The sequence below is a fragment of the Dickeya sp. ws52 genome (genome assembly GCF_007210685.1).
In the GTDB taxonomy this organism is placed as follows: Bacteria; Pseudomonadota; Gammaproteobacteria; order Enterobacterales; family Enterobacteriaceae; genus Dickeya; species Dickeya chrysanthemi.
Genome location: NZ_SZVX01000003.1, coordinates 298,180 through 323,825, shown reverse-complemented (window position 1 = coordinate 323,825; position 25,646 = coordinate 298,180). Strand labels below are relative to the sequence as shown.

Annotated in this window: 17 protein-coding genes; 13 read left to right on the top strand and 4 right to left on the bottom strand. The window is 51.3% G+C overall.

Features of this window, described 5'->3' with window-relative positions; genetic code table 11:
* Nucleotides 1–169 precede the first annotated feature (169 nt).
* From FDP13_RS04910 to pelI, 3 genes are all read right to left on the bottom strand, one after another.
* Entirely contained in the window at nt 170–1,192 is a 1,023-nt protein-coding gene (locus FDP13_RS04910; RefSeq protein WP_143838852.1) for a Zn-dependent oxidoreductase, read from the bottom strand.
* Nucleotides 1,193–1,207: 15 nt separating this feature from the next.
* Nucleotides 1,208–2,422: a D-mannonate dehydratase ManD gene (manD, locus tag FDP13_RS04905; protein ID WP_012769010.1), complete on the bottom strand. Its 1,215-nt coding sequence runs from the start codon at nt 2,420–2,422 to the stop codon at nt 1,208–1,210.
* 548 nt (nt 2,423–2,970) lie between these two features.
* Nucleotides 2,971–4,011: a pectate lyase PelI gene (gene pelI, locus FDP13_RS04900; RefSeq protein WP_033576198.1), complete on the bottom strand. Its 1,041-nt coding sequence runs from the start codon at nt 4,009–4,011 to the stop codon at nt 2,971–2,973.
* A gap of 1,505 nt (nt 4,012–5,516) precedes the next feature.
* Here pelI and FDP13_RS04895 point away from each other — a divergent pair.
* From FDP13_RS04895 to FDP13_RS04850, 10 genes are all read left to right on the top strand, one after another.
* On the top strand, nt 5,517–7,034 hold the full coding sequence (locus FDP13_RS04895; RefSeq protein ID WP_143838850.1) for an SrfA family protein: 1,518 nt from the start codon (nt 5,517–5,519) through the stop codon (nt 7,032–7,034).
* A 4-nt stretch (nt 7,035–7,038) separates the two neighbouring features.
* The gene (locus tag FDP13_RS04890; RefSeq protein ID WP_033576200.1) at nt 7,039–10,029 is read left to right on the top strand and encodes a virulence factor SrfB; all 2,991 of its coding nucleotides are present in this window, start codon (nt 7,039–7,041) and stop codon (nt 10,027–10,029) included.
* A complete protein-coding gene (locus FDP13_RS04885) occupies nt 10,026–12,770 on the top strand; it encodes a putative virulence factor (protein ID WP_143838848.1) in 2,745 nt (914 codons plus the stop codon). Before FDP13_RS04890 ends, FDP13_RS04885 begins: the two co-directional genes overlap by 4 nt.
* Before the next feature lie 4 nt (nt 12,771–12,774).
* The gene (locus FDP13_RS04880; RefSeq protein WP_027711415.1) at nt 12,775–13,818 is read left to right on the top strand and encodes a hypothetical protein; all 1,044 of its coding nucleotides are present in this window, start codon (nt 12,775–12,777) and stop codon (nt 13,816–13,818) included.
* Between the two features lie 63 nt (nt 13,819–13,881).
* The gene (locus FDP13_RS04875) at nt 13,882–15,855 is read left to right on the top strand and encodes a vWA domain-containing protein (RefSeq protein WP_370512550.1); all 1,974 of its coding nucleotides are present in this window, start codon (nt 13,882–13,884) and stop codon (nt 15,853–15,855) included.
* The gene (locus tag FDP13_RS04870; protein WP_231389526.1) at nt 15,852–16,550 is read left to right on the top strand and encodes an ABC transporter ATP-binding protein; all 699 of its coding nucleotides are present in this window, start codon (nt 15,852–15,854) and stop codon (nt 16,548–16,550) included. Before FDP13_RS04875 ends, FDP13_RS04870 begins: the two co-directional genes overlap by 4 nt.
* Nucleotides 16,531–17,799 (top strand): ABC transporter permease, encoded by a 1,269-nt coding sequence (locus tag FDP13_RS04865; protein WP_234424374.1) that lies wholly within the window; start codon nt 16,531–16,533, stop codon nt 17,797–17,799. The genes FDP13_RS04870 and FDP13_RS04865 overlap by 20 nt, the downstream gene beginning before the upstream one ends.
* Entirely contained in the window at nt 17,789–19,336 is a 1,548-nt protein-coding gene (locus FDP13_RS04860; protein WP_081979774.1) for an SUMF1/EgtB/PvdO family nonheme iron enzyme, read from the top strand. Before FDP13_RS04865 ends, FDP13_RS04860 begins: the two co-directional genes overlap by 11 nt.
* A gap of 26 nt (nt 19,337–19,362) precedes the next feature.
* Nucleotides 19,363–20,073, top strand: coding sequence for a hypothetical protein (locus FDP13_RS04855; RefSeq protein WP_050516099.1), 711 nt, complete (start codon nt 19,363–19,365; stop codon nt 20,071–20,073).
* Between the two features lie 13 nt (nt 20,074–20,086).
* On the top strand, nt 20,087–20,566 hold the full coding sequence (locus tag FDP13_RS04850) for a hypothetical protein (RefSeq protein ID WP_027711421.1): 480 nt from the start codon (nt 20,087–20,089) through the stop codon (nt 20,564–20,566).
* Nucleotides 20,567–20,652: 86 nt separating this feature from the next.
* On the opposite strand, the gene FDP13_RS04845 is transcribed toward FDP13_RS04850, so the two are convergent.
* Nucleotides 20,653–21,762 (bottom strand): ABC transporter ATP-binding protein, encoded by a 1,110-nt coding sequence (locus FDP13_RS04845; RefSeq protein ID WP_033576203.1) that lies wholly within the window; start codon nt 21,760–21,762, stop codon nt 20,653–20,655.
* Nucleotides 21,763–22,121: 359 nt separating this feature from the next.
* On the opposite strand from FDP13_RS04845, the gene FDP13_RS04840 reads away from it, so the two are divergent.
* The 3 genes from FDP13_RS04840 to FDP13_RS04830 all read left to right on the top strand — a co-directional run bounded on the left by FDP13_RS04840 (nt 22,122) and on the right by FDP13_RS04830 (nt 25,642).
* Entirely contained in the window at nt 22,122–23,354 is a 1,233-nt protein-coding gene (locus FDP13_RS04840; RefSeq protein WP_033576204.1) for an extracellular solute-binding protein, read from the top strand.
* A 73-nt stretch (nt 23,355–23,427) separates the two neighbouring features.
* On the top strand, nt 23,428–24,735 hold the full coding sequence (locus tag FDP13_RS04835) for a carbohydrate ABC transporter permease (protein ID WP_033576205.1): 1,308 nt from the start codon (nt 23,428–23,430) through the stop codon (nt 24,733–24,735).
* A gap of 10 nt (nt 24,736–24,745) precedes the next feature.
* Nucleotides 24,746–25,642: a sugar ABC transporter permease gene (locus FDP13_RS04830; RefSeq protein WP_050568347.1), complete on the top strand. Its 897-nt coding sequence runs from the start codon at nt 24,746–24,748 to the stop codon at nt 25,640–25,642.
* Nucleotides 25,643–25,646: the final 4 nt, after the last annotated feature.

Here is a 25,646-nt window from a genome sequence, read left to right as displayed (position 1 = left end):
CCCTGACGGGCCAACGCGTTGCGTTGTTCAACACGCAATGCGTGTTGTCCTGCAACTCGAATTATTTTGGGTATATTCACGTTACGGGGGGATAAAACGCCCACGCGTGGTGTTTTTCAACAGGTGAGCGCTTTATTTTGTCGCTCACCTGATTAAATGCTGAAATTAACTATGCCTCTTCAAACGTTAATAACACCTTGCAGCAGCTCTTCTGGTCTTTCTCAAAGATATCGATAGCCTGAATGACATCGGCATAATGAAACCGGTGTGTGATCAGTTTCGCCGGGTCAATCAATCGCTGTTCCAGCCATTCAATCACCTGTGGGAATTTATGGGCGTTGAGGCGGGACGAGAAGATAGACAACTCCTTGCTGGTAATACTCTGCTGGGTAATCTGGCTGGGTTCGCTGGAGAACCCCATCAGGGCGATACGCGCCGCCGGCGAGGCCAGCGAGATAGCTTCCTGCAAAATGCCGGGATGGCAGGCGGCATCAATGATAATCGTGGGCTGGATACCGCGCTGTTTCAGTGTCTCCGCCAGCGGGTGCTCACGATTATCCAGCACCACGTCCGCGCCGCAGTGCTGTGCCATGACCAGACGTTCGGGAATGCGATCGACCACGATCACGTCTTTAACGTGGTAGACCCCTTTGAGCACCTGAACCGAGGTCAACCCCATCGGCCCGGCGCCGTAAATCAGCACGGTATCCTGTTCGGTCGGCCGGACTTGCGCGGCTACGTTGGCGGCAATGGTAAAAGGTTCCACCATAACCGCGAACTCGTCGGGAATACCGTCGGGAATGCGGTAAGCGTTGCCGGCCGGAGCGGTGGCGTATTGGCTAAAACCGCCGTCACGGTGCACGCCAAGAACGGTCAGCGTGGTGCAAACGTTTGGCCGCCCGACGGAACACGGGTAACAATGACCACAACTGACCACTGGGTCGACCGCCACCCGTTCGCCGATACGCGCAGCATCCACGCCTTCGCCGACGGCATCGATAACGCCAAAGAATTCATGGCCGATGACGCGCGGGTATTTAGCGAACGGATTGTGGCCGCGATAAATATGGCTGTCGGAACCGCAAATCCCGGCCCGTTTGACCTTAACCCGGACGTCGCCGTGCGCGGGCTGGGGGAGGTCGCGATCGGCGATCGTCAGTGCGTTGGGGTGTTCAATCACAATGCTTTTCATGTCTACCTCGTTGTCTTACCAGTTCCACAGCGTGCCGTCTTCCAGACGGGCAATCGGCAGATAGGCGGGTTCATAGGGGTATTTGGCCGCCAGTTTTTCGTCAAATTCGATTCCCAAACCGGGTTTGTCGCCGGGGTGCATATAGCCGTCTTCAAACGTCCAGCTATGCGGGAACACGTCCAGCATCTGTTCGGAATACCCCATGAACTCCTGAATACCGAAATTCGGCACCCAGAGATCGAAATGCAGCGCGGCGGCCATGCAGATAGGCGAAAGATCCGACGGGCCGTGCGATCCGGTACGAACCTGATACAGCGAGGCAAAGTCGGCGATACGGCGCATACCGGTGATGCCGCCTGCGTGGGTGATGGTCGTGCGGATGTAATCGATCAACTGCTCTTCGATCAGTTGCTTACAATCCCAGATGCTGTTGAACACTTCACCAACCGCGATCGGTGTGACGGTATGCTGGCGAATCAGACGGAAGCACGCCTGATTTTCGGCCGGCGTCGGGTCTTCCATCCAGAACAACCGGTAGGGCTCCACGCTTTTGCCGAAACGCGCCGCTTCAATCGGTGTCAGGCGGTGGTGCATGTCGTGCAGCAAGTGCTCATCAAAACCAAATTTGCTGCGTACGGCTTCAAACAGGTTAGGCATGAAGTCGAGGTATTTCTCCGTTGACCAGATCTGCTCTTCCGGCCAGTCACCTTTGGTGGCGGGTTCGTACGACAGCCCTTTGCCTTTCGCCATGCCGTAGGTGGTTTTCATCCCCGGAATGCCGCACTGTACCCGAATCGCCTTGAAACCCTGGTCGCGGTGTCGGGCATAGTCTTCCAGCACCTCGTCGATGGAATGTCCGGTTGTGTGGCAATACACCATCACGCCGCTGCGGGAAGCGCCGCCCAGTAACTGGTAGAGCGGCATATTCGCCTCTTTACCTTTGATGTCCCAGAGCGCCATATCCACGGCGGAAATCGCCGACATGGTGACCGGGCCGCGGCGCCAGTAGGCGCCTTTATAGAAATATTGCCAGATGTCTTCGATCTGCCGGGCATCGCGGCCGATCAACTGCGGGCAAATGTGATCCTTCAGGTAAGACGCCACCGAGAGCTCGCGTCCGTTCAGGGTGGCGTCGCCAATACCGGTGATGCCACTGTCGGTGGTGATTTTCAGCGTAACGAAATTACGTCCTGGACAGGTGACAAACACCTCTGCGCTAATAATTTTCACGTTTCATGGGTCCTTTTTACGTCTTCTACTCTAACTACCATACAAGTATATTTGTGCGCGTGCTATGCGCTGCTTCACAGTTATTTGTCGTACTGAGTAAAAACTGTCCTCAGTAAAAGCCATCCTCACGCCATGATGACACCAGGGCGTGTCCCGTAACTATTTTGTGTACCGTTCAGCATTGTTATAACTGTGCAAAAAAACGCTTTAAGCGATAAAGAATGGCTAAAAGCGATCAAGATTTAACCAGGAATGGCATTTCGTAAATGATTCTTGCAACACTTTTTAGCGTGCTAGGGAGGTTTAAGGGACAGATCCTAAGCGAACTGTCGCGAGGAACCGGCATCAATGGCATGGTGTTTGCCCATGGAGTTTGCTTTAGTGGGATGTGTTGGTCACGCAGGGGCAGGGCTGCGCCCCGAGAGACCATCAATCGCAATCACAACCAGCAGGAATAGCCATAAAAAAGACCGGGCCATTCACCCGGTCTTTGTTTGTTTGATACTTTAGGAAGCCCATGTTGTGTTTCAATCAGTCAGGTGACCCTGTCAGAGTTTGGTCACATCTGAACGGCTAACTTTACAGTTGGCGGTATTCCATTGATCTTCTTCTTTGTACTTCTTGCTGTCGCCGTTACCCTTCTCGACGCCGATGTACTCTTCGCAAACCCTCGGTTTGCCTTCTTTATAGTTTTTGATCTTGATGTTTTTCAGCGTTGCCACATCACCGAAGTTGCGGTTAACGCCGGCAATACTGCCGATGGTGCCATTAACGATCAGGCCGTCAACACTCAGGAAACGCGGGCCGCCGTTGTTGGTGCAGTCACCGCAGGAGCGCCACAGTTTCCCGTGTTCGCCGGTCAGGGTGAAGTTGCCTTTTACCACGGTGGTGCTGTTTTTAGCGTTCTGCTGCAACACTTTATCCGGCTTGCCGCCGTAACCGCCGTTGACGTTATGCGCGATCCCGCCGATGATGGTCATGGTTTTGCCGTTGTTGGTTGCGGCATCTTCACAGACGTCTTCCCAAATTACGTTTTCGATGGTGCAGTTGCCGCTGTCGCAGTGAATGCCGTCTGCACCGCCTTTGGCGGAAATGCGCAGGTTTTTCACTGAGGCGTTTTTCAAAATGATCAGCGGTTTTTGTTTATCGCTGCTATTCGGGCAGGTTGTACCGATAGTCACACCGCCGCAATCCACACTACGGTTTTCGAATGTAGCGCCCGGTTTACACTCGGAGCTGGCTTTCGCTGCACGCAGCGGGCCGGTTTGCGGTGCGGTGGTCACGGCATTCGATTCCGTTGGGGTTTGATTGTCGCCGACCACATCCACCCAGTACCAGTAGTTGACGCCGCTGTTGGTGCCGGCATCCTGGAAGGTACGGGTTTCCGCGTCCAGCACGGCGATACGCTCACGCAGCTCAGCGTTGCTGGTGGTGCCGCGATAAACCTCCTGACGTACGACTTTGCTTTCGTCGGTAGACCAACCCAGATAATTCACATCGTTTTTCTGGGTCATCATCAGTGTGGTTTGGGCGGCGAATGACGGTGCCGCCAGGGTGAGTGCACACAGAGGTAATACATACTTAAACATACAATCTCCTTGTAAATCCCACAGGTATTGACTCTCATTCAGTTGAGAGAATGAAATAAATAAAAGCGGGTACTTCCTGAAAGTATCAAGAATACTATAGAGCAAAAAATAAAAAGGGCTAGAGAAATAAACCGCTGTTTTGAAAATTAACTTGAGGTGAATATCTGCATATTTCCTTATTTATTTAGGAAAGCGATCTGTGTCATTTTTAATTATGTAATATATGTAACTCCGTAAAAATGAATGTGACAAATATCTATTTTTTATTATTTTTTAGTTGATTTTTTAATCGGAGTGAAGTGATGGGTGATGGCGTATTTAGATGAAAACATTGATAATACCGTGATGTAGTTTATTTGATGGTAACCATAATGTGAACGAGTTGTTTGTTTCTAATGTTGTCGATGGCCGAATGATGCATGGCCTGAACTATGTGGTCAGATGGAAAAGAAATAGCGATTGATAAAATCACCATATTGATGCGGGGTTACCCGGTTTCACAGAGGAAACAAAAAAGAAACTTTTGATCTTTTTTATTCAGAGCAGTGGCGAGAAATAAAAAATAAAATAATCCGTTATTTTTCTGAATAATATTCTGCAATATTCTCGGCGATTGGGTGGGAATATTGCGGTTATTTATTCTGTGTAATTTCCATGCTTCGCCTAAGTATGGGAATATCAGGTTCCCAAATGATATCTCTACCCGTCATACTTCAGGTTGCAGGTGTGTTGGCTTTGTTCTTTTAAGAAGGCCTTAGTGGGCTGTGTTAAAATCTGTTCCTGTTAGCGTTGCCGCTTCACCCCAGTCACTGACTTGAGTAGCTCCTGGGGATGAAGTGAGAGGCATCCTGTCTCTCACAGGAGGCCAACTGTTGGCTGATCAAATTCGTTCCCAACGAATTTGACGCTCTCTTGCCGCGTGACAAGGCTCTTAACGAGCCTTGCCCTGTCGGGCCAACGCACTGCGTTGTTCAACACGCGAGCGTGTTGTCCTGCAACTCGAATTATTTAGGGTATAAGTGTGAAGTTTGATTACATGATTGAGAGTAACTGTTTTATTTAAAAGTCAGCGTCTATTTTTCTTGTTTTTATCAAAATAGCCATAGCAACTAGCATTCTTCAAAATTATCCATAAAAAATAATTTCAATGGTAATTATTCTGTTGTGAATGTATGTTGGAATAATTTCAACGAGGTATTATTATTTTTATTTTGATATTAACTTGTTGTTTTTTATATTATTTATTTGGGTTTATTTATTTCTGGACAGTATTGGAACTATTTTTTACTATTTGAGTAAAGATGTGTCGTGGCAATGTCCCACTTGCTTACTATAGTGATGCTATACCGGTCATACTTCAAGTTGCAGATGCGTTGGCCTTTCTGTAACTCGAATTGTATAGGGTGTGGTCGGTATTTTTTATATTCTTTTCAAAAAAAGTGAATGTATTTATTTATCGTTTCTTTTAACGGTAATTTGTTATTTTTAATAAGGACTTTTGTTCTGTGTCGAAGACATTTTTGCGTACTGGCGAGTTGGCTTATTTTTTACCACTGGGAGAAAATGGGCAGGCAGTTTATGTTTCTGCGTTACAACTACGTGAAACATTGCGATTACGCGGTTATCAGGCGGTGGCGGATTGTCTTTCGATGCCCCAGTCAAATGAGCGAGGAGATCGTATTGACTGGTATGCCTCTATTGATGGCGTAGTTGTTCCATGGGAGAAAGCTTCGGAGGAGGCTCGCCGCAACGCGCTTGCTTATCTTGAAGATTGTCACCGCACATTGCTTGATGTCAGCGCTAAAATGCGCTCAATGCTTGGTTATGATCAGCAATTATTCGGTGCATTGTTGGAAAAAACGGTTCAGTTTCCTGATAGTTCCCATATTTATCTGGTTAATGATAAACCTGTGATGACATTTTGGGGATTTATCAACCAGGATCAAACAGCCCGACCGGACCCACTGGATTGCCTGAGAATAACTGAATCATCTACAACCTCATCCTGCTCGCCCTCTGACATTCCGTTATCTGTTTCTTCATCTGCTTCTTCGCAATCAGGGGTTCCCTCGCCGCAGGGCTCCCTTATTGCTGAAACTTCCTCTCCGACATCATCAACGGCGTCTCCATCAGCGGAAAAAAAACGCGCTAGACACAAAACGGGGGGAGCTTCTCGCCGGTATCGCATCAAATTTTGGCGACCTTATCTGCATCTTCCTCGTTGGCTAACTGGCGCATTCGCTCTGATGTTGCTGGCGTTACTGTTGATGTGGGTATTACGTGGATGTTCATCGATAGGATTACCTGGCCTTCCATCACTTTCGTCTTATTTTCCTGATTTTTCAGTAGGTAAATCGCCAAAAGGGCGTGAGCCTGACATCGGGGCGGTCAATACGCCGGAAGCTTCACTATCGACATCGGCGCCAACGGCTGCCGATACTGCATTGACTCAAGTTGGAGGCCATCCGGCCTCTTTGCCATCTTTACCGATACCGCAAACTGCAACGCCCGAAAAACCGCTCAACCCATTACGGCCGGAAGATAAGGCAGTAGCCTTGCCTCCATCTGTTTCCCCTCAGTCAATGACGCCGTCAAACGCTGAATCCGCTATGCAACAAACTATCGACATGATGGCGGCGACGCTATCGCCGCTGACTATGCCTGAGGGGGTATCTAAAACGAACGATATGGATTTCCTCAATGGCAACTGGCGTGCCGGGGCTGGTATCCAGGATAAACGCACGGGGGTGCCACTGCGTTTGCATTATGAAATTCATAACGGTGCCGGGCAGGTTGAGATGAAACGTGGTGATGGTGTGCTGTGTCGTAGCGGGATTCGAGCTGCAATGTCGGCGGGGCAACTAACCATAACTAGTCAAGGGATAGCGCAATGCAGTGATGGTTCAACCTATCAGATGCCGGATGTGATTTGCCGTCCAGGTGCAAGTAGCGTTGCTGATTGCAGTGGGCGTTATGACGCAGGGACGGTGTTTCCAATGACGATGAAACGAGAGGGTAAGTGAGATCATGCTGGCGTCATTAACCGATTATAAAGAAAAAATTACCCTGATTCGCGACAGCGGCATCCAGTTTCTGGACTTTGGTTTTTCTCTGCCGGATCGCAACAACGATGTCGGCGAGTTTATCCGTGATGGGCGTGACGGGACGCTGCAGCGTTTGATTTATAACGAACGTGATGGCAACTACTATTATCCTGGGCAGCCCGATCGTGAAGTGGAACCTGACGGCGACCCGGTGTCGCTGGCCCATTCTCTACGGTTGTGGCAAGGCGTTTGGCTACCACTGCCGTTTCTACGTTTTAACCCGCCGCGACATTTTTACAGTGGGCCGTCTAATTGGGCTCGAATGCAGTTTCTGGAGTTGGGTGAACCCGACTCGCAGGGAAACCAGTTTCGTGTAACCTTGGCGTTTGATACGCGGATTTTACCGACAATGGATAATGCGCAATATCTGGCTCCGAATGAAGATGATGTGCGCACTGGAGTCGGGTTCGCATTAGCCCATCAGAGTCATGAATTGGGTGATTTTATTCGGCAAGGTTGGGTTGATGACTGGCTGAAGGAATTGTTTGAACAGCAGGTCGGGGCGCTGGAGCGACGATATCATGAAGATATCCAACTGGCGGTAGCGGCACGCGAATATCAGGCTCACTATCTGAATTTGCTGGCGATTCTTGGCACCAAGGTTTCCGTACCGGAGATCAAAATCAATGCGACCAAGTTGCAAGACCCAGCTATTGACGTGGATTTGATTCTGGATGTCGGCAATTCCCGTACTTGCGGTATTTTGATCGAAGATCATAAGGGCGACAACAAAGGGCTGACTCAGCTTTATGAGCTGCAACTGCGTGATTTGAGCCTGCCGCATTGTGTGTATAGCGAACCGTTCGACAGCCGGGTCGAGTTTGCGCAGGCCGAGTTCGGCAAACAGGACTTTTCCGTTAAAAGCGGACGCGGTGATGCATTCTTGTGGCCAACTATTGTGCGTATTGGTCGTGAGGCTAACCGAATGGCCTCATGTCGCTTAGGAACGGAAGGTTCGACAGGTATTTCCAGCCCTAAACGTTATCTGTGGGATGAGGATAGCTATGTGCCGGGGTGGCGGTTTAACCGCTCATTTGTCAAAAGCGATCGTGAGCCGCTGGCGACGGCGGCTCCGCTAACCTCGTTATTGAATGATCTCGGTGAACCGCTATTTCGTAAAAAACCTGAAGAGCGTATGCCGGTGTTTTCGCCCAATTACAGTCGTAGCGCCCTGATGACCATGATGCTCTCTGAGGTGCTGGCACAAGCGCTGATGCAGATCAACAGCCCGGCGCAACGACTGAAAATGCATCACGCCAGCGCACCACGGCAATTACGCAATATCATTCTGACGGTTCCTCCTGCTATGCCTAAGCCCGAACGGGCGATTTTTGAACGTTGCATGGAGAGTGCACTAGGGCTTATCTGGAAAGCGATGGAATGGCATCCTGCGGATGCGGAACTGAAATTTAACGGCAAAGATGAAGAGGGATTATTGCCGCTGCCGCAGGTGCATGTGAAATGGGATGAAGCGACCTGCGGGCAGATGGTGTACCTGTACAACGAAACCCAGAACCATTTTGGTGGACGAACGGAAGAGTTTTTTAATTGCCTCGTCAGACCTGATAACCGCAGCGCAGCAGGCGAAGAGGATAATCGGGTACTGAAAATTGCATCGATTGACATCGGCGGCGGTACCACCGATCTGGTGATTACCCGCTATCAGTTGGATGACGGGCGAGGCAGTAACGTCAAAATTATTCCTACTCAGCTATTCCGCGAAGGATTTAAAGTCGCTGGTGACGATATCCTGCTGGATGTGATTCAACTTTATGTTATGCCGGCGTTGAAAACGGCATTACAGCGTGCCGGTCTCAGCGATGCCGATGCTCTAATGTCGCGGCTGTTCGGTCATGAAAGTCTGGAAGCGGGTAAGCAGGTGCTGCGTCAGCAATTGACGTTACAGCTATTTGTGCCCATCGGGCTGGAAATTCTGCGTCGTTATGAAGAATTCGAACCGGGTAGCGGCGGCGAGATCAATGCAACTTTTGCCGAATTATTGACGCACAGCGTAACCGATAACGTGCTGAACTGGGTTAGCGATGAGGTACGTCGTGAACAACCGGCTCTCGACGAGCCCTTTTCGCTGCTGGCAGTACCGTTACAACTCAGTTTGTCACGTCTGCACAGTGAATTTCTGACGTCACGTATGAACATCAGCCAGAGCCTGCGCGCCTTGTGTGAAGTGCTGTATTACTATCAATGCGACATGCTGTTGTTGACCGGTCGGCCTTCCCGATTACCGGGGATTCAGGCTTTATTCCGCCATCTGCAACCTGTTCCTCCTTCGCGCATTATGTCGCTGCATGGTTATGAAACCGGCGGTTGGTACCCCTTCAACAAAAAAGGGCGTATCGATGACCCTAAATCTACCGCTGCGGTCGGTGCGATGCTGTGCTTGCTGGCGCAGGATTTACGATTGCCGAATTTCTATTTCCGCACGGCCAATTTTCACCCTTATTCCACCGTACGCTACCTGGGCATGTTGGATAGCAACAACATGATTACTCAGGACAATGTGTATTACCGGGATATTGATCTCGATACCACCCCGGTGTGCCTTGAACCCTCGGTGTCATTTGAGGTGCGTGGCGCATTGCGATTGGGGTTTCGGCAACTGGACAATGAACGCTGGCCTGCTTCACCACTGTACACCCTACAGATCAAAGGCAGCACGTTACCTCGCAAACTGGCAGCGGATGGGGTGATTCATCTGCGTCTGGAGGTTGAAGGGGGGCGGGGACAGGAGGAGTCATCAGGTAGCCCTGAACGCTTTGTGATTAGCGATCCGCAAATGAACGATGGCATGACGGTCAGACGCGGCGATCTTTCATTCAAACTCAACACGCTGGCGGACAGTGGGTTGGGTGAAACCCATTATTGGTTAGACAGCGGGAGTGTATTAGCGAAATGAGTACTCTAACTCCAGAGCAATTGGTTCAGCACTGGTCCGCTGTTGAAGAAGGTGCCGGTCAGGCTATCGATTGGATTCAGTCAACCCGGGAAAATGCGCCCAGGTTGAACGCTGAGGCGGATTCGCTGATTTATAAGTTGCGGCGTAGTCGCAATAAAGCTCGCAGTCTGGCACAAGCGGCGGAAAAGCCGATGACCATTGGTTTTTTCGGCCTGTCGCAAGCAGGGAAGTCTTACCTGATTTCGGCGCTGGCGGCTGATGACAATGGCAATCTGAAAACATGCCTGGGGGGGACGCGGCTGGATTTCCTCAAGCATATTAACCCACCCGGGGGTGGTAAAGAGGCGACCGGCTTGGTTACCCGCTTTAGCCGTCAGGCGGTAACCCGTGATGAACGCTACCCGGTGGAGTTGCAACTGTTTAATGAAGTCGAGATAGGCAAGATTCTGGCGAATGCCTTCATCCACGATTTTAATCAGGAAAAAATTGACTGGCAGTATGATGAGGCGGTGGTGGCCGAGCGTTTGCAGCAGCTATCGTCTCGTAAATGTGCTATGCCGGTTGCCGGTGTCACCAGCGACGATGTGGTATCGCTGTGGGATTATCTGTTGCGCCATGCGGAAAATAGCCAGAAAAAGCTGGCTACGAGCTTTTGGCCGGCCGCCGTGTCGCTGGCTCCCTGGCTGGAGATAGAAGACCGTGCGAGGCTGTTTTCGATACTGTGGGGTGAACTACCGGAGTTGACGGAAGCTTACAATCGGTTAGCCCGTACGTTACAACGATTGTCCGGTGCCCAAACCGTACTGGCGCCGTTACAGACGTTGGTACAACAGCAGCAAGACATGCTGGTACAAACCGATAGCATTATCAATGTCGATATGCTGGAACGGTTGAACACTGCAGCGGATAGTCGCATCGCGGTGTGTCCGTTCCTCAATGGCCAGGTGCAACCGCTGGTTGAATTGTCTTTAGCCGAGTTAACAGTATTGACGGCAGAGCTAGTGATCCCTTTATCCGAGCCCTCGAAAGAACCTCTGTTTAATCAGGTCAATCTACTGGATTTCCCCGGTTATCGTGGTCGCCTTGGCGTGGAATCAATGGATGAGATACGTCATGCGGTCAATGGTGATGGCGCCAATCCGCTGGCGCAACTGCTCCTGCGCGGCAAAGTTGCTTATTTGTTTGAGCGTTACACCGATAATCAGGAGATGAACGTTCTGGTGCTGTGTACTGCGGCGGACAAACAGTCTGATGTGAGGGACGTAGGCGGCGTACTGGATGAGTGGATTCGTTATACGCAGGGAGCCGATGCACAAAGCCGCCAAAAACGGCCTTGTGGGCTGGTGTGGGCGTTGACCCGGTTTGACCTGAGGGTTGGGCAATCTCTCTCGTTGGGTGAATCACTGCTACGCCAGTCTTGGGGGGATGGCGGTATGATCAAAATGGCCATGACTGAGCGTTTTGGTCAGTATCCCTGGATGCAACAATGGCTGCCTGGACAGGCGTTCAATAATACCTTCCTGGTGCGTAAACCTTGCCAGCAACCCTCTTTTCTTCAGCTTCAGGATAATCGTGAAGTCGGAGTGCAGGAGGAAAATCGCGAGAAACTCTTGTTGGTGCGTCAAACCTTTATTGAGGATGACGCGGTGTGTCGTCATATACACCAACCAGAAGCGGCCTGGGAAGCCATGATGACGCTCAATGACGGTGGTATGCGCCGTATGGCGGATTACCTGTCTCGTGTAGCGCAGCGTGACATGAAGTTGCAACGTATCGCCGAGCAACTGGAGGACATTCGCCATGAACTGGTGGAAAACCGGTTAGCTAACTGGTACCAGCAGGAAGGCGAGCAGGCATCGGCACACAAACAGCGCATTGCCGGAGACATTTTACGGGTGCTGCAAGCCCGTACGGCTGTACACGGCGAGTTACTGGAAGGACTATTGCCGGCACGCCGGGATCTGTTGGATTTGTATATGCAAGAGCTGGAGCCAGCAGCCGATGACTCCGCATCTTCACCAGACTCACTCAGCGAAACTCATACTACCGCGCACCTGGGCGTCGGATTAGATATTGATCTTTTTGGCGATAGTCGCTCTGGTGCATCAGTGGCGACTGATACGGTGGCAGCGCCGATTTCACCTTCGGGAAATTCCCGTCAGGAAAATCATGAAACAGCGTTTGCCAGACGCGCCACCCATTTTTGGATCAACCACTTACGGACTTTGCCGGAAAACAGTGAACTGATTGGGCAATTGGCCGTTCCACAACAGATCGTCGCCTTGCTGGTTGAGGAACTGATTACCGCGGTGCAGCGTATGCGCGTGGAAGATCAATTGGTCAGGCAATTGCTCAATACCGCTCAAGCCGGCGTCCGACGTGAAAAAATGGCGGATAGGCAGGTGACGCGAGTCTTGCGCGTATTGGGCGATTTTACTACCTGGCTGGGTTTTTTGTCGTTACCGGAAGGAAAACGGCCGCTGAGCCGGGCCAATTCGGGTCATGCGATTTTTGCCCGCCCGGATCGGCAGGCGTTGTCATGGGGAAATGACGAGCGTCTGTTTCGTTTACCGGGGCAGCCGGTTAGCTATACCGCATTTTTTATTTATGACTGGTTGGTGGGTTTACATGAGGTCATTGTCGAAAACGCCGGGCATTCCGCTGGCCGTGAGATCAGCGCCAGCCAAAACGAGCGTTTGGGCGCCATTATCCGTCTGATTAAACCGCCAATATCGGAGTAGTGCCGTGTTAATTGTCGAACTGAAACCATTACAACAGCCTAAACCCGGCTATGCCCGTCTGCTTCTGCGCCAATGGCAAGGCAGTGTGGAAGGGCTAAAACTATCGTTACAACATAATCAGGATAGTCTGTTTCTGGATAGCCACGGCAAGTGGGTCGGACATCAAGTCTGGCATGAAATGGCGTCTTTCGAAGAGCAGGATGAGACGATTTACTATCAGGTCGGGCCGGATATGGTGGATGCGCTGGTGGCGATTCCTTCCGGCGCATTCAAGCTGACTCTCAGCGATGAAAACGATAGCGATTACGGTATTGTGCGTATCGCGCGCGATATTCAAAGTTCTCAAGCCAGCGGTACCACTGTACCGCTGGATAATGTGCGGGTTCAGCAGCCGGAGATGGTGACCGACGTTCCTGCTCAGAAGGAGCCGGAACCCCCTGTCATGGTAACGGCATCAGCACCGGATCTTCTTGCCTCCCCATCGACAGAGCCCGCGCAGACGAGCCGAACTCATTTGCCATGGGTGATTTCTGGCGTGATCGCTTTACTGGTGGTGTTGGGCATCAGTGGATGGTTTTTCATGGGGAATACCAAACATGCAGGAGCCGAACATGCAGGAGCCGAGAGTAACCCCCCTGTCTCTGCATCGACGTCCGTGCCGACAACAGAACCAAAAGGGGAGCCAGCCTTGGCGTCTGCAGCCGTTTCTCCTTGTTCATTACAACAGATGGCAGCCTTAAGCAGCATGGATTTTGTAAAAGGGTGCATGAAAACCCAGCCCAGTAGTTCGCAATTACAGGACATCATCAACCAGGCAAAAGTCGGTAAACACTGTGACATCGCCCAACGTCTGTATGCGTATAAGGCTCAGTCCGGCGATATGGGGATAGCGGTCAATTATGCTCGCGAATATGACCCGGAGACCGCTGTCGCCGGCGGCTGTTTCACAGCGGATGCCGCCACCGCTATCTACTGGTATGAAGCGGTATTGCAACAAGATCCCCGTAATAGCGTGGCAACATCACGTCTGGCGGCGCTGAAGAAATAGGAGCGACACATGAAAGCGATAATAGGAGTAGCAGGACTGTGTGGCTGGCTGATATGGGGGGGTATGGCGGTCGCGCAGGAACAGACGGTCAGGCCGTTATTGCAGGAGGGCAAGCGTAGCTTATATCAGCGGGTGTTGACTTATCCCGGCTGTGAGCTGGCTTCTCAGGTGGGCGGTAAGGGCGTCGCCCAGCCTGCTTTTAGTCGTTTTTATGTTTACCAGCGTGAAACACGTGGCGAACAGGAGTGGCTACAGGTTGGTGCAGATAGTTTTGGTAAAACCAGCGGTTGGTTAAACGCGAATTGTACGGTGGCATGGAAAATGCAGTTAACCCTTGCATTTACCAACCCGGCTGGGCGCGATCCTACGCTGTTTTTTCGCAACAAAGAGAATGTCGAAAATATCCTAAATAGCAGAAAACCGGATGAACAACTTAAGCCATTGTTGGATGCGGTAAACCAACATCGTAGTACCGATGTGGTGGTCGCCCGCGAGCCGGATTATATGGTGGATCAACTCAAGCATTTCTACCTGTTGCCGGTACTGGATTCTGATGAGGTGTTTACCGAGTCCGGCTATCGGGTCCGGGTGCTCAATGTGGCGTCGGTCAGTGAGAAAGCGACTCCGGCAGAGACTAACGCAACGGAGAAAAAGCAGCCTGAAAAAGAGACGCCGGCCGGGCAAAATATGATGAAGGGGTTCACCGCCTCTGTGGTGTTTGTGATCGACTCGACGATTTCGATGGATCCCTATATTGACCGTACCAAACAGGCGATAGAGAAAATTTACCGGCGCATTGCTCAGGAAAATTTGTTGGGGCAGGTGAAATTTGGGCTGGTGGCCTACCGTTCCAGTGTGGCTGCGGTGCCTGCGCTGGAATATGACAGTCGCCTTTTTGTCGACCCGAACAATGTCAAAGATGGGAATGATTTCCTGAATAAAGTAAAAGACCTGAAACAGGCCAGGGTATCCAGCAGCAAAGTGGATGAAGATGCTTATGGCGGAGTCATGACGGCATTAGACCATATTGACTGGACCCGTTTTGGCGCTCGTTACGTGGTACTGATTACCGACGCTGGCGCGCTGACCGGTGACGATAAACTGTCATCAACACATTTGGACGCCGCACAAGTCAGGCAGGAAGCCGCTTACCGCGGCGTCGCCTTGTATACGATGCATCTGAAAACCCCATCCGGTGTGAAAAACCATGCGGTGGCGGAAGCGCAGTATCGTGATCTGACAATGAATCCATTTTTACATAAGCCATTGTATTACCCAGTGGATTCAGGGGATGTCGGTAACTTTGGCGTTATGGTGGATAGCCTGGCTGAGGCGATTACCGGTCAGATAAAAACTGCCTGGAGCGGCGATGATACGGCTGGGAGTGCGTTGGGTGCCAGCCCGGAGTATAGCAAAACAAAAAATACGACCGTCAACACCGATGTCCCTGCGAATAAGCCGCTTCAGCCGATGCTGGAAGATGCAGCCTTGTTAGGACATGCGATGCGTCTGGCCTGGCTTGGCGATACACAAGGAACACAGGCTCCGCCGGTGTTTAAAGCGTGGATCAGTGATCGCGATATGGTGAAGCAGAATCTGCCATCGACAGAAGTCAAGGTATTGCTGACCAAAAGCGAATTAAGTGATCTCAGTGAGGTGATGAAGAAGATCGTCAATGCGGCCAACGAAGGGATGATTTCGCCGGATGATATGTTTGCCAGTTTACGCTCGCTGGCCGCCACAATGGGTAATGATCCGCGACAGGCCACGCAGAAAGAGGCGACCAAGCTGGGAGAGCTGGGATTGCTGGGTGAGTACATTGAGGGGCTCCCTTATCTTAGCGAGGTATTGAGCCTTGATGAAGAAACCTGGAAAAGCTGGGATGGACTGGAGCAGGAGAAGTTTATCCGCCGACTCAATACCAAATTGCAGTATTACCAGCGCTATAACCAGGATGTTGACCGCTGGATTTCACTGGCACCCGGCAGTGATCCAAGGGACAACGTCTACCCGGTTCCACTGGAAAATTTGCCATGATCCTGACGATCCGCGATATGCACATTCGTCGTGGCGAAGGAGAGCACGGGCTTATCGTAAAACTGCCTGAATTAACGTTATCGGCGGGGGATGTCGTAGCCATCACCGGCTCCAGTGGCTGTGGAAAAAGCACTCTACTGGAGATGATTGGGCTCTTGCTGCGGCCTGATGGTCTCTCTGCTTACCAACTCGGACGCCCTGCTTGTGATGTGGCTGAATTATGGCGTAAGAATCAGCATGATGCCTTGTCGGATATACGGGCGCGCGAAGTGGGGTTTGTGTTACAGCAAGGAGGGCTGCTGCCCTATCTTACTGTGGAGCAAAATCTGTATTTACCTGTCCGAATGCGGCACCTGGCCATACCTCATACCTGGCTGGAGGCATCGATTGAGCGGCTTGGCCTGAAACGATTACTGAACAAATTGCCTGCCAATCTCTCGATAGGGGAACGCCAACGGGTAGCGTTTGCTCGTGCGTTGGCTCATCAGCCCAGAGTGCTGTTAGCTGATGAACCGACATCTGCGCTTGATCCTGATAATGCACACAATTTATTTGCACTGATGTTGGATATGGTGAAAGCGTTTTCGCTGGCAGCCGTCATCGTCAGTCATGATGTGGAACGGGTCAACGAGTGCGGATTGCGCTGCATTCACGGCGACACACAGGGAGGAGCCAGTGTCTTTCGATTCCGCTGATGTCGATTCAACGGAGACACCTCGCATCGCACCCGGCGTTGGGTGGTATAACCGTTTACTGCTGGTACTGGCGATTAGGGATCTTATTCATGATCGCAAAGTGGCGTTGTGTATGGTCTTTTCGTTAGTGTCGGTGATTGCGCCATTATTGCTGTTATTTGGGTTGAAAAACGGGATTGTCGGGCAGTTACGCAGCAATTTGCTCAATGACCCGCGTAATCTGGAAATCCGCATGATCGGTAATGGCAGTTATAACATTGAATGGCTAACTGCACTGGAACAACGTCCCGATGTGGCCTTTTCTATTCCGGTGACGCGAGCGCTCAATACTCAAGCCGATATCGTCTACGACAGCCAACGGTTTGTTATGGGGGCGGAGATGATCCCTACCGCGGCTGGTGATCCACTACTGGCTGGGCTCCCTGTGCCAGAGAATAACCGACAAGTGGTTCTGAGTGCTGGCGCGGCTCATCAGTTACAGGTTCAGGCAGGCGATGACATTACGTTGTTTGTCAGTCGTAAACGCCAAGGTGAGAATGAGCGGGGAAGGCTGCACATGAAGGTTGCTGCGGTACTGGAGCAGACGCGTTTTACCCGCCCCGCCGCTTTTCTGACTTTGCCGGTATTGATCGCGATGGAAGATTTTCGCGATGGGTTTCACTCTGAGCTGATTGACGGCAGTAAGGGGGAACCAGCACCCGCCAGGGTAACCTTTGCCAAAGCGCGGCTGTATGCACGCCATCCTGATGCCGTGGCACCGCTGGCAGAATGGTTTCGGCAACAACATATCGAAACCGTGACTCAACTGGGCCAGATTGAATCAGTGCGAGCCATTGATTACGTCCTTGGCATGATCTTCGGGATTATTGCCTGGCTATCGTTATCAGGGGGGATGGCATCATTAGTGGGCGCGTTTTTAGCCAATATTGATCGCAAACGAACCGACATGGCGATTTTGCGTTTGTTGGGGTTCTATAGCCATTCGGTGGCATCTTACATTGTGTTTCAGGCGTTGATCCTCTCCGGAGTGGCCTTTTTTATCGGGTGCCTGCTCTATCTGGCCGGAAGTGCTTTATTTAATCAGTTGCTGGGGCAGCATCTGCCCGGCAATACCTTTATCTGTCACCTTGATTATGTGCATTTCCTTATTGCGTTGAGCATCACCTTATTGATGGGGTTGTTGGTGGCGGGGATAGGGGCACTACGTGCCATGAGCATTCAACCTGCGGAGAGCTTACGTGAAATATGATAAATGCTTCTTTGGCATCGTGTCGGTAGCGCTTTTGTGCGGCAGTTGCGCTGTTTCTGCCAATTGGGAGCCCAAATATTATAATCCTAAACCTGCTCCTGATGATGTGCTATTGCCGATGCCGTGCGATGGGGTCATGGTGTTTCGTAAAGTGAATATCCCGTTAGCCAGTCCACTGGATGATTATAGCATCACGTTAGGGAAGGACGGTGATGACTGGGGGTATATCGAGCAGTCACGGCCGGAACATATTGCTGGCAGTTTTACTGAAAGTCATCAGGCCAAAGCCCGTTATTATCTAATGGCAAAGTATGAACTGACCGAACTTCAGTATCAGGCAATACAAGGCAATTGTGTTGAGCCATCCAATAAGCTGTTGTTGCTGCCGCAAGTGAATAAAAGCTGGATGGAGGCAATGAATGCCGCTAATCAATATAACCTTTGGTTGCTGAAGAATAAGCCTGACAGCTTACCAGTAGAGGATGGCTACAAAGGGTTCCTGCGGTTGCCAACGGAAACGGAATGGGAATTTGCCGAGCGTGGTGGGTTGGCGGTACAGCCTTCAGTATTTCGCGACAACGTGTTTCCGATGGAGGGTGGCGTCAGCAATTATGTCTGGTTCGCGGGCTCACAATCATCCAATGGCAAGTTGCAAGTGGTGGGGTTATTGCAGCCTAATCCGTTAGGCTTGCACGACATGTTGGGTAATGCGGCGGAAATGACTTTCGAGCCTTTTCGTTTGAATAAGCTTGACCGTCATCATGGTCAGGCTGGTGGATTTGTCACCCGAGGCGGCCATTATCAGACCTCACAAGCAGAGATTCGTAATTCGTTACGAACGGAGGAGCCTTATTATACTAATGAAGGTGAAAACCAGAAAAAGACCAATGGATTCCGTTTTGTGGTGGTATCTCGCACCTTGACGTCGCGGGATCGCATTAAAGAAATTGAAAGTGAATGGAATAAGCTCGGGGCGATGGATCCCAAAGGTCAGGCGAAACAGGCAGACAGCTCCTTATCCAGTTTGAGTCAAATTTCTGCAAATGTGCAGGATACTGAGCTGAAAAATCAACTGGAAGTGCTTAGAGGGGAAATACGCGCCAATACACAGCTTCGTGATGAACAACGGGATCAGGCGATCAGAACCTCTTTACAATTAGGGGCGTTTCTCTGCACTAAGTTAAAAGATGATGGTGTTTTTTATGATCGCTTAAACAGTATTTATCTGAAAACCTGTAAAGCAGAAGGTAATATAGACGCCAATTGTCCGAAAAGGCAAACACAGCTTGAAGAGCATAAGAAGACTCTTGATTTTATTGTGGGCTATTACGCTGATACCTTGATTGAAATGGGAACAACCTACAATAATACACTGGTGGGTGCACAAATCAGTGTGGTGAAGCAACAACTATCTGCGCGGGGAAAAACCAACCTGAATATTTATCTGGATACTTATTGGGATAATATCCAGGCATATTGGAAAGATGGTAAAGTGTCGCGTGATGAATGGCTGGAAATGTGTAAGAAAAATAATTAGCTCCATTAATAAATAAGGATGAAATTATGTTTTTTAATAAAAAGCATGTAATGGCTTTGGGTGTCTGTTTGTCTGTGTTTCTGACAGGCTGTCAGAATACATCTTCATTGAACAGTCAAAATAATCCAGTTGATTCAAGACTGGCTAATAACCAGGATATCGAATTTTTTTCCAAATCCGGTATTCAAGCTTGTGCTGCGGGCGCTGCAGTAGGGGTGATTGGTTGTGCGATCAGTAACAGTCAGAATAAAGCTGTTTGTATGGCGGCGGCAGCGATTGCCGGATGTGGTATCGGGGTAGGTGCCAATGCCTATCTGGATAATCAGCGCAAGAAATATGCAACCAAAGAGGAGCAGTTGAATGCTTCGATTATTGATGTGAAAAATGAAAACCAGAAGTTGCAAAATGCTTCACGTGTTGCAAGCAGCGTTATAGCAGATGATAAAGCAACTATTGCTAGCCTAAATAAAGATATAGCTTCGAAGAAAGCCGATAAGAAAGTAGTAGAGAATAAGTTGAAAGGTATTGATGCCAACATCACTACATTACGAAACAATCTGACAGAAATGAAAAAGCATGAGCAACAATGGATTGATGTGGCTAAACAGACTGATAAAAATAATAAGAAATCAGCTGAGTTAGATGCTGAAATTCAGAAAATGCACATTCAGATTGCATCGTTGCAACAGGATCTGGATACGCTATATACCCAACGCACTGCACTGAAAGTGGGCTAAAGGGAGCAATATCATGCGGCTTGTGGCAATAGTTATTCCCTTGTCACTGGTATTGACCGGTTGCGCAGTGAATATGGCAGATTGTGATCCGACAACGGGTGACACGAGCCTGGTGAATAAATTTAACTGTAATTATTCTGGTACCTATAACCAGCGTGTTCAGGTAAAAGAGCAGACCTTACAGCATGAGCAGGAATTGAATAAAGAGTTCAAAGCGGTATTGTCTGCTATTACACAGGAACAGTCGCAGGTTAAGCTGGAGCTTGGCAATACTCAGGCAAATCATCAGGCTTTGAATGCGTCTGTAGGCGATTTGTTGGCCAAACTGAAGAAGAAATCGGCGGGTAAAGTACAGTTACAACGCCAAATAGCAGAGCTGGAAGCCAATATGAAACGTGCGCAGTCGCAACCTTCCCGTTCAGTGATGGAAAAACAACTTGAGCTGGAAAACCTTCGTAGTCAGGTGATGACGTTACAGCAAAGTCTGGATTAGCGACGCCTATCACCAAGGATGTACTATGCATAAACGGGGCGCTATCAACGCCCCGTTTTTTATCTGGATATGATTAACGTTGGTTTTTAGTGCACATCGGGAACCGGTACATCGGCGTTGATACGCAAGCCGTCGGTGTTGAATACCAGACAGTGAGCGGCATCGAAACCGACGGCAATCGCCTGCCAGGGGCGGAATTGTACGTCGCCGGGCAGCAGAATTTTAAAGCCGTCGTGGCCGTAGCACTGGCCGAACAGGTAAGTGTTATTGCCGAGCCGTTCCACCACTTCGCACTGGAAATCCAGCGTAATCGGGTGCGAGGGCTGAATGCCGAGGTGCTCGGGGCGTATCCCCAGCGTGACGGCGTCGCCGGGCTGTAACGGTGTAGTGTCGATGTCCAGCGTCAGCGTTTTTTCCGCCGTCAGCGTCAGCGTGACCTGATGCGGCTGCCAGGCGACGACGGTCGCGGGCAGAAAGTTCATTTTGGGCGAGCCGATAAAACCGGCGACGAAGCGGTTGACCGGGTTGTAGTACAGCGCCATCGGCGAGCCGGTCTGTTCCACCTTGCCGTTGTTCATCACCACGATTTTGTCGGCCAGCGTCATCGCTTCCACCTGATCGTGGGTGACATAGACCATGGTGGTTTTCAGCTCCTGATGCAGCTTGGCGATGTGCAGGCGCATATCGACCCGCAGTTCGGCGTCCAGATTGGAGAGCGGTTCGTCGAACATAAACACTTTCGGGTTACGCACGATGGCGCGGCCGATGGCGACGCGCTGGCGTTGACCGCCGGACAGCTGTTTCGGTTTGCGGTCCAGCAGGTGGGAAAGTTGTAAGGTTTTGGCAACCATTTCGACCTGATGGCGAATCTCCGCCTTCGGCACCTTGTTGACTTTCAGCCCATAGCCCATGTTTTCCGCCACCGTCATGTGCGGGTAGAGCGCGTAGGATTGAAACACCATCGCCACGCCGCGGTGAGCAGGTGCGACGTCATTCATCACGTCGTTATCAATCAGAATCTTGCCATCGCTAATCTCCTCCAAACCGGCGATCATCCGCAGCAACGTCGATTTGCCGCAGCCGGAGGGACCGACAAACACCGCGAATTCACCCGCCTGGATATCCAGATTGATATTGTGCAGCGTTTCAGTGTTGCCAAAGCGTTTGGTGACATTTTTTAAGCATATGCTGGACATCCGCTTTTCCTCAACGGGTTATCAATACGGTGGCCGCTAAGGGCAGCTGGGGTCGCGCTGACCAAGTGATGTATTACGTATAACAAACCGTAAGGGCCAATCTGACAGCGCTTTTGCGTTGATATGACTATAACTACCTTGTTTTTAGCGCCCTATCGGCATGTTTCATTTCTGCAATTGTGATCACACAATAGTCACTTTCCTGTCGTCATATCCTTATGCTTAGCGTAGCGTATAACATCATCTGAGATGACTGATTCGGGTTTTTAATCCTTATTCAGAAAGCAATGATGCGTTTTCCAATGCGAAGTGCCATGTTTTTTTTGTTTAAAATGTTATACCTTCACATGAGGTCGATAATGAAAACCAAAACGCTTACCGCCCTGCTTTTCTCCACCATGGTGACCGGCCACTTGCTGGCCTTTCCGGTTCATGCCGCACAGTCGCTGACCGTTTGGGAAGACATCCGCAAGTCTGATGGTATCAAGGATGCCATCGGCGATTTCGAAAAGCAGTTCAACGTCAAAGTGAACCTGCAGGAAATGCCGTATGCCCAGCAACTGGAGAAATTGCGGTTGGACGGCCCGGCGGGTATCGGCCCCGATGTGCTGGTGATCCCCAACGATCAACTGGGCGGCGCGGTGGTGCAGGGGTTGATTGCGCCGCTGAAACTCGATAAGGCCGCGCAAGACAGCTTCACCGAGGCGTCGATAGCGGCATTTCGCATGAACAATCAGGTGTACGGCCTGCCGAAGGCGGTGGAAACCCTGGTGCTGATTTACAACAAAGAGAGAGTAGACAAGCCGCTGACCAGCTTGCAGGAGTGGTATGACTTTTCCAGACAGCAGCAGGCGCAGAGCAAATTCGGGCTGTTGGCGAAGTTCGATCAGATCTACTACAGCTGGGGAGCGATCGGGCCGATGGGCGGCTATATATTTGGTAAAAACGACAAAGGCGGCCTTAACCCGCTGGATATCGGCCTGAATACGCCGGGTGCGGTGGAAGCGGTGACGCTGCTGCGCAAATTCTACGCCGACAAGCTGTTTCCGGCGGGGATCATCGGCGATAACGGGCTGAACGCCATCGATTCGTTGTTTACCGAGAAAAAAGCGGCGGCGGTGATCAACGGCCCCTGGGCATTCCAGCCCTATGAAGCGGCCGGCATTCATTATGGCGTAGCGCCGCTGCCGTTGCTGCCGGATGGCAAGCCGATGAGCTCGTTCCTCGGCGTGAAAGGGTATGTGGTATCGACCTGGAGCAAGGATAACGCGCTGGCACAGCGCTTTATCGAATTCATCAATCAGCCGCGTTATGTGAAGGTCCGCTACCAGCGTACCGGCGAGATCCCGCCGCAAAAAAGCATGATTGACGATCCGCTGATTAAAAACGACGAGAAGGCCAGCGCGGTCGCCATCCAGGCCGCCCGCGCCGTGCCGATGCCGGGCATTCCGGAAATGGGCGAAGTCTGGGGGCCGGCCAACGCGGCGCTGGAGCTGAGTATGACCGGCAAGCAAGAGCCGAAAGCGGCGCTCGATAACGCGGTGAAGCAAATCAAGATGCAGGTCGAAGCGATGCAGGCCAGCAATCAGTAATAGCCATCATCCGTTAACGCAGTAGGCCACACCGAGCGGGAGGGCGACCTCCCGCGATGAGAAGGAGCAGCGTGTGATTATCAGTTCCGGTGAACCCCTGTCCGGGGAAAAGCGTACCCGACGCCACGCCTGGGTTGCGGTATGGTGCGCGGTGCTGCCCGGCGGCGGGCAGTTTTATCACCGCCAGTGGGCGAAAGGCATGATTTTTCTGGTGCTGCTCGGCAGCTATCTGGGGGTGTTTCATGATTTTCTACGCACCGGCCTGTGGGGCGTGTATACGCTGGGAGAAGAGGTGCCGCGCGACAACTCCATCTTCCTGCTGGCGGAAGGGATCATCAGCCTGCTGATCATCGCCTTTGGCGTGCTTTTCTACGCCGTGTCGATAAACGATGCCTGGCGTAACGGCAAACGGCGGGATGACGGACTGGCGCTTAACAGTGTGCGGCAACAGTATCGGTTGCTGCTGAGCGAAGGCTTCCCTTACCTGATGATTACGCCAGGGTTCATCCTGCTGGTGTTTGTGGTGATTTTCCCGATTCTGTTCGGTTTCGCCATCGCCTTTACCAACTACAACCTGTACCACACGCCGCCCGCCAAACTGGTGGAGTGGGTTGGGATGAAGAACTTCGTCAGCATTTTTACTCTCAGCATCTGGCGTTCAACTTTTCTGGACGTGTTGCAGTGGACGGTGGTCTGGACGCTGCTGGCGACCACGTTGCAGTGCACGGTGGGAGTATTGTTGGCGATCCTGGTGAACCAGAAAGATCTACGCTTTAAGCCGCTGGTCCGTACGATTTTCATTCTGCCGTGGGCGGTGCCGGGGTTCGTCACCATTCTGGTGTTTGCCGGTATGTTCAACGATTCGTTCGGCGTGATTAACAACGCGATTCTGGCGTCGGTGGGCATTAGCCCGAAAGCCTGGCTGACCGATCCGTTCTGGACCAAAACGGCGTTGATCATGATGCAGACCTGGCTCGGCTTCCCGTTTGTGTTCGCCATGACCACCGGCGTGTTGCAGGCCATTCCGGACGATCTGTACGAGGCGGCCACCATGGACGGCGCCAGTCGCTGGACGCAACTGCGCACCATTACGCTGCCGCTGGTGCTGTATTCCATCGCGCCGATCATCATCACCCAGTACACCTTCAACTTTAATAATTTCAACATCATCTATCTGTTCAACAACGGCGGCCCCGCCGTCGCCGGCTCCAACGCCGGGGGCACCGATATTTTGGTGTCCTGGATTTACAAACTGACGATGTCGTCGTCCCAGTATGCGATTGCCGCCACCATCACCATTCTGCTGTCGATTTTCGTCGTCGGCCTGGCGCTGTGGCAATTCCGGGCGACCCGATCGTTCAAGAACGATGAGATGGCGTAAGGGGAAAATGATGGCGACGACTCAGGGTATTACTCGTCAACGCGTTAATCGTCAGGGTGTTAATCGTCAAAGTATCAAACGCGAGAAGGCGATTCGGCTTTCGTTGTCCTGGCTGGTGATTATCGCGGTGTCCGTGGTGATCATTTATCCGCTGGTGTGGACAATCGGGGCGTCGCTCAATGCCGGCAACAGCCTGCTGAGCACCTCGATTATTCCGGACAACCCGTCTTTCCAGCACTATGCGGATCTGTTTAATGGTCAGGTCAATTATCTGACCTGGTACTGGAATTCGATGAAAATCAGTTTCCTGACCATGGTGTTGACGCTGTTAAGCGTCAGTTTTACCGCTTATGCCTTTTCCCGTTTCCGCTTCAAGGGGCGGCAGAACGGCCTGATGCTGTTTTTGCTGTTGCAGATGATCCCGCAATTTTCGGCGCTGATCGCCATTTTTGTGCTGTCGCAACTGCTGGGGTTGATCAACAGCCATCTGGCGCTGGTGCTGATTTATGTCGCCGGCATGATCCCGATGAACACCTATTTGATGAAAGGCTATCTGGACGCCATTCCCCGCGAACTGGACGAATCGGCGCGTATGGATGGGGCGAGCAATTTCCGTATTTTCATTGAAATCATCATTCCCTTGTCCAAGCCGATCATCGCCGTGGTGGCGCTGTTCTCCTTCACCGGCCCGCTGGGGGATTTCATTCTGTCCAGCACCATTCTGCGTACTCCGGATAAGTACACCCTGCCCATCGGCTTGTACAACCTGGTGGCGCAGAAAATGGGCGCCAGTTACACCACTTATGCCGCCGGCGCAGTGCTGATTGCCGTGCCGGTCTCGCTGCTTTACCTGATGCTGCAAAAATATTTTGTCTCCGGCCTGACCTCAGGCAGTACCAAAGGATAATCAC